At 70.8% G+C, this 12,775-nt stretch carries 10 protein-coding genes; 7 read left to right on the top strand and 3 right to left on the bottom strand.

Going from position 1 to position 12,775, the window contains the following annotated elements:
• Window positions 1-17: 17 nt before the first annotated feature.
• Window positions 18-3,155 carry an isoleucine--tRNA ligase gene (gene ileS, locus ACZ7OO_RS07775; protein ID WP_471502582.1) on the bottom strand — a complete coding sequence of 1,046 codons (3,138 nt, stop codon included), beginning with the start codon at window positions 3,153-3,155 and terminating at the stop codon, window positions 18-20.
• A gap of 590 nt (window positions 3,156-3,745) precedes the next feature.
• Between ileS and ACZ7OO_RS07770 the strand changes: the two genes are divergently transcribed.
• From ACZ7OO_RS07770 to ACZ7OO_RS07745, 6 genes are all read left to right on the top strand, one after another.
• Window positions 3,746-4,624: a TraR/DksA family transcriptional regulator gene (locus ACZ7OO_RS07770; RefSeq protein ID WP_471502580.1), complete on the top strand. Its 879-nt coding sequence runs from the start codon at window positions 3,746-3,748 to the stop codon at window positions 4,622-4,624.
• A gap of 66 nt (window positions 4,625-4,690) precedes the next feature.
• Complete coding sequence (lspA, locus tag ACZ7OO_RS07765; protein ID WP_471502578.1) at window positions 4,691-5,299, top strand: signal peptidase II; 609 nt, start codon at window positions 4,691-4,693, stop codon at window positions 5,297-5,299.
• A gap of 73 nt (window positions 5,300-5,372) precedes the next feature.
• Complete coding sequence (locus ACZ7OO_RS07760) at window positions 5,373-6,317, top strand: RluA family pseudouridine synthase (RefSeq protein ID WP_471502576.1); 945 nt, start codon at window positions 5,373-5,375, stop codon at window positions 6,315-6,317.
• Window positions 6,314-6,784 carry a GNAT family N-acetyltransferase gene (locus tag ACZ7OO_RS07755; protein ID WP_471502574.1) on the top strand — a complete coding sequence of 157 codons (471 nt, stop codon included), beginning with the start codon at window positions 6,314-6,316 and terminating at the stop codon, window positions 6,782-6,784. Before ACZ7OO_RS07760 ends, ACZ7OO_RS07755 begins: the two co-directional genes overlap by 4 nt.
• A 74-nt stretch (window positions 6,785-6,858) precedes the next feature.
• Window positions 6,859-8,445, top strand: coding sequence for a Na+/H+ antiporter (locus tag ACZ7OO_RS07750; protein ID WP_471502572.1), 1,587 nt, complete (start codon window positions 6,859-6,861; stop codon window positions 8,443-8,445).
• A gap of 98 nt (window positions 8,446-8,543) precedes the next feature.
• Complete coding sequence (locus ACZ7OO_RS07745) at window positions 8,544-9,284, top strand: SDR family NAD(P)-dependent oxidoreductase (protein ID WP_471502570.1); 741 nt, start codon at window positions 8,544-8,546, stop codon at window positions 9,282-9,284.
• Window positions 9,285-9,293: 9 nt separating this feature from the next.
• Here ACZ7OO_RS07745 and ACZ7OO_RS07740 read toward each other — a convergent pair whose 3' ends face one another.
• Complete coding sequence (locus ACZ7OO_RS07740) at window positions 9,294-10,403, bottom strand: mechanosensitive ion channel family protein (protein WP_471503378.1); 1,110 nt, start codon at window positions 10,401-10,403, stop codon at window positions 9,294-9,296.
• Between the two features lie 101 nt (window positions 10,404-10,504).
• Between ACZ7OO_RS07740 and ACZ7OO_RS07735 the strand changes: the two genes are divergently transcribed.
• Complete coding sequence (locus tag ACZ7OO_RS07735; protein WP_471502568.1) at window positions 10,505-11,074, top strand: dienelactone hydrolase family protein; 570 nt, start codon at window positions 10,505-10,507, stop codon at window positions 11,072-11,074.
• A gap of 7 nt (window positions 11,075-11,081) precedes the next feature.
• On the opposite strand, the gene ACZ7OO_RS07730 is transcribed toward ACZ7OO_RS07735, so the two are convergent.
• Entirely contained in the window at window positions 11,082-12,752 is a 1,671-nt protein-coding gene (locus ACZ7OO_RS07730) for an alkaline phosphatase D family protein (RefSeq protein WP_471502566.1), read from the bottom strand.
• Window positions 12,753-12,775: the final 23 nt, after the last annotated feature.

Here is a 12,775-nt window from a genome sequence, read left to right as displayed (position 1 = left end):
TCTCGAAAGGCCGGCGCCTACGCCTTGCGCAGACGGAACGTCAACGACAACCCTTCGTCGGTGAAGGGAGCCCCGTAACTGTCATCCCCCTCGCCCTGCGAGAAGTCGGTCGCCAACACCTCGTCGGCGATCAGCGACGCGTGCTCCGCGAGCGCCGCGATCACCGCCGGGTCGGTCGACACCCACCGCAGCGCGATCCGGTCGGCCACATCCAGCCCGCTGTTCTTGCGCGCCTCCTGGATCAGCCGGATCGCGTCCCGGGCGAGCCCCGCCTGGCGCAGCTCCTCCGTGATCTCCAGGTCGAGCGCGACGGTCGCACCGGAGTCCGACGCCACCGACCAGCCCTCACGCGGCGTCTCCGTGATGATCACCTCGTCCGGCGCCAGGGTCACGGTCTCGCCGTCGACCTCCACCGACGCCGTGCCCTCCCGCAGCGCCAGCGACAGCGCCGCCGCGTCCGCCGCGGCGACCGCCTTCGCCACGTCCTGCACCCGCTTGCCGAACCGCTTGCCCAGCGCCCGGAAGTTGGCCTTGGCCGTGGTGTCCACCAGCGAGCCGCCCACCTCGGACAGCGACGCCAGCGAGGAGACGTTCAGCTCGTCGGTGATCTGCGTGTGCAGCTCCGGGGCGAGCGCGTCGAAGCCGACTGCCGCGACCAGCGCCCGGGACAGCGGCTGACGCGTCTTGACGCCCGACTCCGCGCGCGTGGCCCGGCCGAGCTCCACGAGCCGTCGTACCAGAACCATCTGGCGGGACAGCTCCGGGTCGATCGCGGACAGGTCCGCCTCCGGCCAGGCGGACAGGTGCACCGACTCCGGTGCGCCCGGGGTCACCGGCACCACCAGGTCCTGCCACACCCGCTCGGTGATGAACGGCGTCAGCGGGGCCATCAGCTTGGTGACGGTCTCCACGACCTCGTGCAGCGTGCGCAGCGCGGCCTTGTCGCCCTGCCAGAAGCGGCGGCGCGAGCGGCGGACGTACCAGTTGGACAGGTCGTCGACGAACGCGGACAGCAGCTTGCCGGCGCGCTGGGTGTCGTAGGCCTCCAGCGCCTGGGTGACCTGGTCGGTGAGCGCGTGCAGTTCGGACAGCAGCCAGCGGTCCAGGACCGGGCGGTCGGCCGGGGTGGGGTCCGCAGCGCTCGGCGCCCAGTCCGACGTACGGGCGTACAGCGCCTGGAAGGCGACCGTGTTCCAGTACGTCAGCAGCGTCTTGCGGACGACCTCCTGGATGGTGCCGTGCCCGACCCGGCGGGCCGCCCACGGGGAACCGCCGGCCGCCATGAACCAGCGCACCGCGTCCGCGCCGTGCTGGTCCATCAGCGGGATCGGCTGCAGGATGTTGCCCAGGTGCTTGGACATCTTGCGGCCGTCCTCGGCGAGGATGTGACCCAGGCAGACCACGTTCTCGTACGACGACTTGTCGAAGACCAGCGTGCCGACCGCCATGAGGGTGTAGAACCACCCTCGCGTCTGGTCGATCGCCTCGGAGATGAACTGGGCCGGGTAACGGCTCTCGAACAGCTCCTTGTTCTTGTACGGGTAGCCCCACTGCGCGAACGGCATCGAACCCGAGTCGTACCAGGCGTCGATGACCTCCGGCACGCGCGTGGCCGTCTGCCGGCACTGCGGGCACGCGAAGGTGACCTCGTCGATGAACGGGCGGTGCGGGTCGAGGCCGGACTGGTCGGTGCCGGTCAGCTCGGTCAGCTCCGCGCGGGAGCCGACCACGGTGAGGTGGTCGTCCTCGCAGCGCCAGATCGGCAGCGGGGTGCCCCAGTAGCGGTTGCGGGACAGCGCCCAGTCGATGTTGTTGTTCAGCCAGTCCCCGTACCGGCCGTGCTTGACGGTGTCCGGGAACCAGTTCGTCTTCTCGTTCTCCTCGAGGAGACGGTCCTTGATCTCCGTCGTGCGGATGTACCAGGACGGCTGCGCGTAGTAGAGCAGTGCGGTGTGACAGCGCCAGCAGTGCGGGTAGCTGTGTTCGTACGGCAGGTGCTTGAAGAGGAGGCCGCGCTGCTTCAGGTCCTCGGTGAGCCTTTCGTCGGCCTTCTTGAAGAAGACGCCGCCGATCAGCGGGACGTCCTCCTCGAAGGTGCCGTCCGGGCGGACCGGGTTCACCACCGGCAGGCCGTAGGCGCGGCAGACCTTGAGGTCGTCCTCACCGAAGGCGGGGGACTGGTGGACCAGGCCCGTACCGTCCTCGGTCGTGACGTACTCGGCGTTGACGACGAAATGCGCCGGCTCCGGGAACTCGACGAGCTCGAACGGACGTTGGTAAGTCCAGCGCTCCATCTCGGCGCCGGTGAAGGTCTGGCCCGTGGTCTCCCAGCCCTCGCCGAGCGCCTTGGCGACCAGCGGTTCGGCGACGACCAGCTTCTCCTCGCCGTTCGTCGCGACGACGTAGGTGACGTCGGGGTGCGCGGCCACCGCCGTGTTGGACACCAGGGTCCACGGGGTGGTCGTCCACACCAGGAGAGCGGCCTGGCCGGCGAGCGGACCGGAGGTGAGCGGGAAACGGACGTACACGGAGGGGTCGACGACCGTCTCGTAGCCCTGCGCCAGCTCGTGGTCGGACAGGCCGGTGCCGCAGCGCGGGCACCAGGGGGCGACGCGGTGGTCCTGGACCAGCAGACCCTTGTTGAAGATCTCCTTGAGCGACCACCAGACCGACTCGATGTACTCGGGGTCCATGGTCACGTACGCGTCGTCCAGGTCGACCCAGTAGCCCATGCGGGTCGTCAGCTCGGAGAACGCGTCGGTGTGGCGCAGTACCGACTCACGGCACTTGGCGTTGAACTCGGCGACGCCGTACGCCTCGATGTCGGGCTTGCCGCTGAAGCCCAGCTCCTTCTCGACCGCCAGCTCCACGGGCAGGCCGTGGCAGTCCCAGCCGGCCTTGCGGGCCACGTGGTAGCCGCGCATGGTGCGGAAGCGCGGGAAGACGTCCTTGAAGACACGCGCCTCGATGTGGTGGGCGCCGGGCATGCCGTTGGCGGTGGGCGGGCCCTCGTAGAACACCCACTCGGGGCGGCCCTCGGACTGCTCCAGGGTCTTGGCGAAGATCTTCTGCTCGCGCCAGAAGTCGAGCACGGCGTGCTCGAGGGCGGGCAGGTCGACCTGTGCGGGCACCTGGCGGTACGTCGGCGCTGTCATCTGCGAGCTTCCTCCAACGGACTTGCTGCCTTCCGTCGGAGGGACGAGAGCCTTGCCTTCCGAACGCCGTGTGCGGCGCGCTCCCGCGGTACCACCCTCCTTGGCTCCCCGGACGCCCTACGCGTCGGTGAGCCCCCTCATTGGGGTCGCGAAGCCGGTTCTACTCGCCCTGGGGCTTTCTTCCGGCGGCTCCGGGGTGATCTTCACGTCGTGCTCGCCCCCGGGCTTCCACCGTCCCCGGGTCGCTCTTGGCTGCGTACGCCGCTACTCGTCCCCATCCACGCTTCTCGCTCCGCCCAGTGTACGGCGCCGCAAGGACAGCGGCCGACCCGTTTTCCGGGCACCGGCGGCGCCGGGCCGTCCACCTGCCGGGATGACCCGAATGGCGCGGTACGCGTGTTCGCATCCTGGGATGTCCGGCTCGGCGGATTACCGCGCGGGGAGCTGGGCACAACGGATGCATACCTGCTGCGTGGGGGGCGCGGGGCAGGCGGATCGGGCGGCGTGCCCCGTTGCCGCGGGACTCAAGTCGATTTATCGTCCCAGCACGATTCGCGTGCAAGATCACAATATGTGAAGGGGCCGCGGCCATGGTGGCGAAGAAGACCGCCGTACAGCAGTCGGCGTCCGGCCGGTCCAGGGCCGCGGCTGCCTCCGACGCGGACACCAAGGGGGGCGGCAAAAGGAGGGGGACGCGCGCGGGGGAGACGGCGGACAAGGCCGTGAAGAGGGCTGAGGTGTCCGAGAAAACGGCTGGTGAGAGGGGTGCCGCCGGGAAAACGGCCGCAAGGAGGACACCGGTGAAGAAGACGGCCGGGAAGAAGACCGACGCGGTCGCCAAGGGCTCTGCGGAGAAGTCCGAGAGGCCGGAGGAGAGCGCGTCCAAGATCGCGGCGACGAAGACCGCGGCGGCGAAGGGCACGGCCAAGAAGAGCACGGCCAAGAAGGCGGGCGCGGCGCGGGCCGCCAAGCAGACGGGAGCCACGACGGTGGTTGCGAAGAAGACCCCTGGCACGGCCACTGCGGCGGCGGAGACCGCCGTCCCCAAGGCGCGGGTCGCCACGGCGGCTCCGGGCGAGCTCGCGGTGCGTCCGGGCGAGGACCCGTGGACGCCGCAGGAGGTCGAGGAGGCGCGCACCGAGCTGATGGCCGAGGCGCTGCGGCTGCGCGCCGAGCTCGACGCCTCCGACAGCGCCCTGGCCGGCCTGATGCGGGACTCCGGGGACGGTGCCGGCGACGACCAGGCCGACACCGGCACCAAGAACATCACCCGTGAGCACGAACTGGCGCTGGCCGCCAACGCGCGCGAGATGCTCGAACAGACCGAGCGGGCCCTGGAGAAGCTCGACGCCGGCACCTACGGACTCTGCGAGAACTGCGGGAACCCCATCGGCAAGGCCCGTATGCAGGCCTTCCCGAGGGCGACTCTGTGCGTCGAGTGCAAGCAGAAGCAGGAACGCCGCTACTGAGCATCGGGGTCGCGTGGGGCGTGCCGTACTCTCGTGCCGAGCAGGCACCTAGGTTGAGGGACTCACGTGGCAGAGGCGGAGCGCATCATCGGTACTCCGGACACTCCGGACGACGGCGGTGAGGAGACGGCGGCGCCCCGCGTGTCCGGCGCGGAGCAGCAGCGGACCGGGGACGAACGGCGGCCCGGGCGCGGACGCCGGATCGCCGTGCTGTTCGCGGTGGCCGCCTTCGCGTACGCCCTCGACCTGGCCAGCAAGATGATCGTGGTCGCGAAGCTGGAGCACCACGCGCCGATCGAGGTCATCGGTGACTGGCTGGAGTTCCACGCGATCCGCAACCCGGGCGCGGCCTTCGGGTTCGGCGGCGCCTTCACGATCATCTTCACGGTGATCGCGGCGGCCGTGATCGTCGTGATCTTCCGCCTGGCCCGCAAGCTCTACAGCTTCCCCTGGGCCGTCGCGCTCGGCCTGCTGCTCGGTGGCGCGCTCGGCAACCTCACCGACCGGATCTTCCGCTCGCCCGGCGTCTTCGAGGGCCAGGTCGTCGACTTCATCGCGCCCAAGGGGTTCGCGGTGTTCAACCTGGCCGACTCGGCGATCGTCTGCGGCGGCGTCCTGATCGTCCTGCTCTCCTTCCGCGGCCTGGACCCGGACGGGACCGTCCACAAGGGCTGACCCGGGGCCGGGGGGGCCGGGGCCGGATGGGCTTGCGTACGGGGCTGTCGGTGCCGTCCGGCATACTCGACGGGTGAGCACCGTTCCCGAGATCCGAACCCTGCCCGTGCCCGACGGCCTGGAGGGCGAGCGCGTCGACGCCGCCATCTCCCGCATGTTCGGCTTCTCCCGCACCAAGGCGGCCGAGCTGGCCGCGGCGGGCAAGGTCCAGGTCGACGGCGCGGTGGTCGGCAAGTCCGAGCGGGTGAGCGGCGGCGCCTGGCTTGAGGTCGAGATGCCGGGGGCGCCCGCGCCCGTGCAGATCGTCGCGGAGCCCGTCGAGGGCATGGAGATCGTGCACGACGACGATGACGTGGTCGTGATCGTCAAGCCCGTCGGCGTTGCCGCGCACCCCAGCCCCGGCTGGACCGGCCCCACCGTGATCGGCGGTCTGGCGGCCGCCGGCTACCGCATCTCCACCTCCGGCGCCGCCGAGCGCCAGGGCATCGTGCACCGCCTCGACGTCGGCACCTCCGGCCTGATGGTGGTGGCCAAGTCGGAGCGCGCGTACACCTCGCTCAAACGCCAGTTCAAGGAGCGCACGGTCGACAAGCGCTACCACACGGTCGTGCAGGGCCACCCGGACCCGACCAGTGGCACCATCGACGCCCCCATCGGCCGCCACCCCCAGCACGACTACAAGTGGGCGGTCACGGCCGAGGGCAAGCCCTCCGTGACCCACTACGACCTGATCGAGGCGTTCCGCGCGGCCTCCCTGCTCGACGTGAAGCTGGAGACCGGCCGCACCCACCAGATCCGCGTCCACATGGCCGCCCACCGCCACCCCTGCGTCGGCGACCTGACCTACGGCGCCGACCCGACGCTCGCCAAGCGTCTGCGCCTGACCCGCCAGTGGCTGCACGCGGTCCGGCTCGGCTTCGAGCACCCCGGGAGCGGCGACTGGGTCGAGTTCGAGAGTGACTACCCGGCCGACCTGCAGCAGGCGCTGGACCAGGTCCGCGAGGAGACGTACGGATGAGCACCCGCGCGTACGAGGTGCGGGTCGCCGGGGATCCCGCCGACCTGGAGGCGTGCTTCGCGGTGCGCAAGCAGGTCTTCGTCGTCGAACAGGCCGTTCCCGAGGACCTGGAGTACGACGAGTACGACGCCACGGCCCTGCACGTGCTCGCGATCCGCGAGGACGGCATGCCGCTGGGCACCGGCCGGCTGCTGTTCGGCGAGACGGCGGCGGAGAAGACCGGCGCCGATCCGTCCCTCGGCTCCCTGGGCCGGCTCGCGGTCGCCCAGGAGGCCCGGGGTCTCGGCATAGGCGTGGCCCTGGTCCGGGCCATCGAGGACGCGGCACGCGCGCGTGGCCTGAGGGCGGTGGACCTGCACGCGCAGACGCACGCGCTGGGCTTCTACGAGCGACTGGGCTACGAGCCCTACGGTCCGGAGTACGAGGAGGCGGGCATCCCGCACCGGGGGATGCGGCGCGCGCTGTAGGGCGGAGCACTCCGGAAGACCGCATGGCACGCTTGAGGCCCGCTGTGTGATCGTCGACTCCCGGAGTGCTGGCCGTGGATCAGTTGGCCCTGTTGTTCGTGCTGCTGCTCGGGGCCCTGGTGAGCGTCCCGGTGGGCGACCGGCTGGGGCTGCCGGCTCCCGTGCTGGTGACCCTGTTCGGGATCGTCCTGGCGGTCGCCGACTTCGTGCCGAACGTGAGCATCCCGCCCGAGCTGATCCTGCCCGGCCTGCTGCCACCGCTGCTCTACGCCGCCGTACGGCGGACCTCCTGGCGGCAGTTCGCGGCCAACATCCGGCCGATCTTCCTGCTCGCCGTGGCGCTGGTGTTCGTCACCACGGTGTGCGTGGCGGTCGTCGCCAACGCGATCGTGCCCGGGCTGCCGATCGCCGCCGCGGTGGCGCTGGGCGCGCTGGTCGCCCCGCCCGACCCGGTCGCCGCGACCGCCGTCGCCGGGCAGCTCGGGCTACCGCGCCGACTGGTGTCGATCCTGGAGGGCGAGGGCCTCTTCAACGACGTCACGGCCATCGTTCTCTACCACGTGGCGATCGCCGCCGTGGTCAGCGGCACGTTCTCGCCCTGGCGGGCCGGGCTGGACTTCCTGCTGTCCGCCGTGGTCGCGATCGCCGTGGGGCTGGCACTCGGCTGGGGCGCGAACAAGCTGATGGACGTGCTGGGTGACGCCACCCTCCAGATCGGCCTGACCCTGCTCGTCCCGTACGTCTCCTACGTCCTCGCCGAGGAACTGCACGGCTCCGGGGTGCTCGCCGTGCTCACCACCGCGCTGTTCATCGCCGAGTACGCCACCGACGCCGACGACGTCATGACCCGGCTCGCCGGATACACCTTCTGGGACATCGTCGACACGCTCGTCACCGGCGTCGCGTTCGGGCTGATCGGCCTGGAACTGCACAACGCGATCCGTACGGCGTCCGGCCGCTGGGGCGAGCTGCTCGGCTGGGCGGCCGCGATCGTGGGCGTGGTCGTCGTGGTCCGGCTGGTGTGGCTGCTGCCGGCGACCTGGCTGACCAAGCGGCTGCACGCCCGGCGGGACTACGACGAGGAGATCCCGACCAGCTGGCGGGAGACCGTGGTGATGTGGTGGTCCGGGATGCGCGGGGTGGCCTCGGTGGCGCTGGCCCTGGCCATTCCGCTGAAGACCGACGACGGATCCGCCTTCCCGGACCGGAACGAGATCGTCTTCATCGCGTTCGGTGTGATCATGGCGACGCTGGTGCTCCAGGGGCTGACCCTGCCGTGGCTGGTGAAGCGGCTGGGGGTACGGGCCGACACCGACCAGGAGAAAAAGTTCGAGAAGGAACTGGCGGTACGGGCGGCGAAGGCGGCACGGCGCCGGCTGCGGGAGATCGAGCAGGTCGAGGACCTGCCGGAGGACGTGTCGGAGCAGATGCTGCGGCGGGCCTTCGAGATCGGGTTCCGGATCAGCCCCGAGGTGGCGGATGACGAGCGGCGGGAGGGGCACGACAAGCGGGCGAAGCGGTTGAAGCGGTTGCGGCGGATCCAGCAGGAGATGCTCAGCGCGGCGCGGCACGAGGTGCTGGCGGCGCGGAGCGAGCCGGGGGCGGATCCGGAGATCGTGGACCGGGTGCTGCGGCATCTGGACGTCCGTAGCCTGCGCTGATCGCCCACGGCCGGTCCGGCGGAGTTGCAGTCATACAAACATGTGGCGGCTGTGGATATCCGAAGGCGAGGTCGGCGGTGCGCTCGTAGTCTCGGATCATGGCTCGGAACATTGTGATCAGTGGTGGAGGAACAGGAATCGGGCTCGCCGCGGCGCGGGTGTTCGCCGCCGACGGGGATCGGGTGCTGCTGCTCGGGCGGCGCAGAGCGGTGCTGGAAAAGGCAGGGGTGCCGGGGGCGGTCTGGTACGCCGCCGATCTGACCGAGCCGGCCGACGTACGGAGCGTGGCACAGTACGTCGCCGACGAGATCGGGACCGTGGACGTGCTCGTCCACAGCGCCGGAGGGAACGCGGCGTTCGCGCCCGACGCGGAGGCCGGAGATCCGCTCGACGCAGTCGCCCGCACCTGGACGGGCAACTTCCGGCAGAACACGCTGAGCGCCGTCCTGCTCACGGAGGCGCTGAAGGACCGGCTCGCCGACCCCGGCGGGCGGGTGCTGTTCCTCAGCTCCATCGCCGCCTACCGGGGCTCGGGCACCGGGTCCTACGCCGCCGCCAAGGCCGCCCTGCATCCGTACGCCCACGATCTTGCCCGGCAGCTGGGGCCGCGCGGGGTCACCGTGAACGTGGTCGCCCCCGGGTACATCGAGGACACCGAGTTCTTCGGCGGCCCGGTCGAGGAGACACGGCGGGAGGGCCTCGTCGCCGAGACGTCGACCGGGCGGGCCGGCATACCGGGTGACGTCGCCGCCACCCTGCACTGGCTGGCCTCCCCGGCCGCGGGGCACATCACCTCGCAGATCGTCCAGGTCAATGGCGGCGCCGAGCGCGGCCACTGACGGGGGCGGTCAGCCGCGGCCGGTGCGGGGCGGCTCGTGCAGGCGCCGGCCCGCCGCCCCGTCCTGGGAGGGGATGATCCCGCCCGGCGGGAGGACCGCGTCGGCCGTGTTGACCCGGGGCAGGGCGTAGGGGTGCTCGGCGGTCAGCCAGGTGATCATCTGTTCGCGGACCGTCACCCGGACCGTCCAGATGTCGTCCGCGTCCTTGGCGGTCGCCAGGGCTCGCACCTGGATGGTGTTCGGGGTGGAGTCGGTGACCGCCAGGCCGTAGTCCCGCCCGTCCCAGGCGGGGCACTCGCGCAGGATGTCCCGGAGCTTCTCGCGCATCGACTCGATCGGCGCCGAGTGGTCGAGGTGCCAGTAGACGATCCCTGTCATCTGCGGGGTGCCCCGGGACCAGTTCTCGAATGATTTGGAGGTGAAGTACGACACCGGCATCGTGATCCGGCGCTCGTCCCAGGTCCGTACCGTCAGAAAGGTCAGGGTGATCTCCTCGACCGTGCCCCACTCGGCGTCGACCACGACCGTGTCGCCGAGGCGCACCATGTCGCCGAAGGCGATCTGCAGACCCGCGAACATGTTCGCCAGCGTGGACTGGGCGGCCACACCGGCGACGATGCCGAGGATTCCGGCGGAGGCCAGCAGTGAGGCGCCGGCCGCGCGCATCGCCGGGAAGGTCAGCAGCATCGCCGCCACGGCCACCACGCCGACGATCGCCGCCACCACCCGCATGATCAGCGACACCTGGGTGCGCACCCGGCGGACCCGGGCCGCGTCGGTGTGGGCGCGGGCGTAGCGGGTGTACGAGGTCTCGACGATCGCCGCCGCGATCCGCACCACCAGCCACGCGGTCGACCCGATCAGCACCAGGGCCAGCATCTGGCCGACGGCGAACCGGTGTCCCAGCAGCACCTCGGCCTGATCGTAGGAACCTCTGAGCATGGCCGAGCACAGCACCAGCTGGTAGGGGATGCGGGCACGGCGCAGCAGGTCCCACAGGGGTGTCTCGCTGTGTCGCGCGTCGGCCTTGCGCAGCAGCAGGTCGGTCGCCCAGCCGATCAGCAGGGTGAGGACGACCGAGCCGCCGACCACGATCAGCGGGCGGAGTACGTTCTCCATCTCCATGGGGCCGAACGTAACCAGATCAGGGGGGTCCTGAACATGCGGATCGGTGTCGGGGGCGTCACAACCGCTGTCGGTCCGGCTGGCACCATGGGCTCATGAACATCATGCTCTTTCACTCGACCTATGGCCTCAGGCCCGCGGTGCGCGAGGCCGCGGACCGGCTGCGTGCCGCGGGGCACGAGGTGTGGACGCCGGACCTCTTCGAGGGGCGCACGTTCGACACGGTCGAGGAGGGCATGGAGTTCAACGACTCGATCGGCAAGGACGAGCTGCTGAGGCGGGCCGTGCTGGCGGCGGCGCCGTACTCGGAGCGCGGGCTGGTGTACGCGGGGTTCTCGCTGGGCGCCTCGATCGCGCAGACGCTGGCGCTGGGCGACGAGCGGGCGCGTGGGCTGCTGCTTCTGCACGGCACGTCGGACATCGCGCCGAACGCCTCGGTCGACGAGCTGCCGGTGCAGCTGCACGTGGCCGAGCCGGACGCCTTCGAGACGGACGACTGGCTGAGCGCCTGGTATCTGCAGATGGGCCGGGCCGGCGCCGATGTGGAGATCTACCGGTACGCGGGCGCCGGCCATCTCTACACCGACCCCGGGCTGCCGGACTACGACGAGGAGGCCGCCGAGGCCACCTGGCGGGTGGCGCTCGGCTTCCTCGACATGCTGTAGGTGACGGCTACACCGGGTCGTAGGTGCGCTCGACCTTCTGGGTGCCGCTGCGGGTGCGGTACGAACGCTCCCAGGACGAGGTCGCGTCGGCCTTCGTCTTGTCGGAGAGGACGTAGTAGTCCATCTGTGCCCGGGCGGCGGTGATGTCCAGGACGCCGTAGCCGTGCCGGTCGGTGTCGACCCAGTGCACATGGCGGTTGGCCAGCTGGATGATCGGCGCGGCGACGGTGGAGACGACGCCCGGGGAGACCTTGAGGATGTCGTCCAGGTTGTCGGAGGTCACCGAGGTGACCACGAACTCCGTGGCGGCCGAGGCGGAGAGCGGGTAGGTCCCGGCGTCCACCGGCACGTCGTTGGCCCAGGCCATGTGGATGTCGCCGGTCAGGAACACCGTGTTGCCGATTGCGTTGGAGCGCAGGTGGGCAAGGAGTTCGCGGCGGTCGTCGGTGTAGCCGTCCCACTGGTCGGTGTTGAGGGCGAGGCCGTCCTGCGGCAGGCCGAGCAGCTTGGCGAGCGGCTTGAGCAGGTCGGCGGAGAGCGAGCCGATGGCGAACGGCGAGATCATCACCGAGTTGCCGACCAGCCGCCAGGTGGTGTCGGAGGCCTTCAGCCCGGCCTTCAGCCAGTCGAGCTGGGCGCGGCCGGTGATGGTGCGGTCCGGGTCGTCGACCGAGCCGCTGCCCGCCGAGACCTGCTGGGAGCGGAAGGAGCGCAGGTCGAGCAGGGAGAGGTCGGCGAGCTTGCCGAAGCGCAGCCGGCGGTAGGTGGTCCCGGCGATGGCCGGGCGGACCGGCATCCACTCGAAGTAGGCCTGCTTGGCGGCGGCCTGACGGGCCGTCCAGGTGCCTTCGGTGCCCTCGGTGTGGTTCTCGGCACCGCCGGACCAGGAGTCGTTGGCGAACTCGTGGTCGTCCCAGATCGCGATGACCGGCGCCTTGGCGTGCAGGGCCTGGAGGTCGGTGTCGGTCTTGTACTTGCCGTGCCGGGTGCGGTAGTCGGCGAGGGTGGTGATCTCGTGGGTGGGCGCGTGCTGGCGGACCACGGTGTCACGGGTGCCGTACTCGCCGGTGCCGTACTCGTAGATGTAGTCGCCGAGGTGCAGCCAGGCGTCGAGGTCGCCCCGGGCGGCCAGATGACGGTAGGAGGCGAAGTAACCGGCCTCCCAGTTGGCGCAGGAGACCACACCGAAGCGCAGGCCGGAGACGGTTGCGTCGGTCGCCGGGGCGGTGCGGGTGCGCCCCACCGAGGAGTCCGTGCCGCCGGCCGAGAAGCGGAACCAGTAGTCGGTGGCCGGGGCCAGGCCGCGTATGTCCGCCTTGACGGTGTGGTCGGAGGCGGCGGTCGCGGTGGTGGAGCCGCGGGAGACGACGTTCGTCAGCGCCTTGTCGGTGGCGACGACCCAGCTGACCTCGGTGTCGGCGCCGACACCGGAGCCGGGTACGGCATCGGCGGTCGGCGTCACCCGGGTCCACAGCAGGATGCCGTCGGGCAGCGGGTCGCCGGAGGCGATGCCGTGCAGGAAGGCGGGGGCGTCCGAGGCGGCGCGGGCCGGCAGCGCGGCGGCGAGCGGGGCGGCCAGGACAGCGGTCGCCGCCGCGGCCTTGACGACCGTACGGCGGCGGGGGGAGAGGGAGTTGGCGCCCTCGGAGGCCTGAGTTGATCTGTATCGACTGGTCACGGCCGATCAGGTTACTGACCAGT

Source organism: Streptomyces sp. NPDC111744, assembly GCF_055634995.1.
The sequence above is the reverse complement of the archived record's forward strand: the minus strand, read 5'-3'. Positions and strand labels throughout refer to the sequence as shown.

Excerpts from the sequence above, each read along its gene's own strand:
- ACZ7OO_RS07755 (WP_471502574.1), top strand. The coding sequence starts at position 6,314 with ATGAGCACCCGCGCGTACGAGGTGCGGGTCGCCGGGGATCCCGCCGAC.
- ACZ7OO_RS07770 (WP_471502580.1), top strand. The coding sequence starts at position 3,746 with ATGGTGGCGAAGAAGACCGCCGTACAGCAGTCGGCGTCCGGCCGGTCC.
- ACZ7OO_RS07740 (WP_471503378.1), bottom strand. The coding sequence starts at position 10,403 with ATGGAGAACGTACTCCGCCCGCTGATCGTGGTCGGCGGCTCGGTCGTC.
- ACZ7OO_RS07745 (WP_471502570.1), top strand. The coding sequence starts at position 8,544 with ATGGCTCGGAACATTGTGATCAGTGGTGGAGGAACAGGAATCGGGCTC.
- ACZ7OO_RS07735 (WP_471502568.1), top strand. The coding sequence starts at position 10,505 with ATGAACATCATGCTCTTTCACTCGACCTATGGCCTCAGGCCCGCGGTG.
- ileS (WP_471502582.1), bottom strand. The coding sequence starts at position 3,155 with ATGACAGCGCCGACGTACCGCCAGGTGCCCGCACAGGTCGACCTGCCC.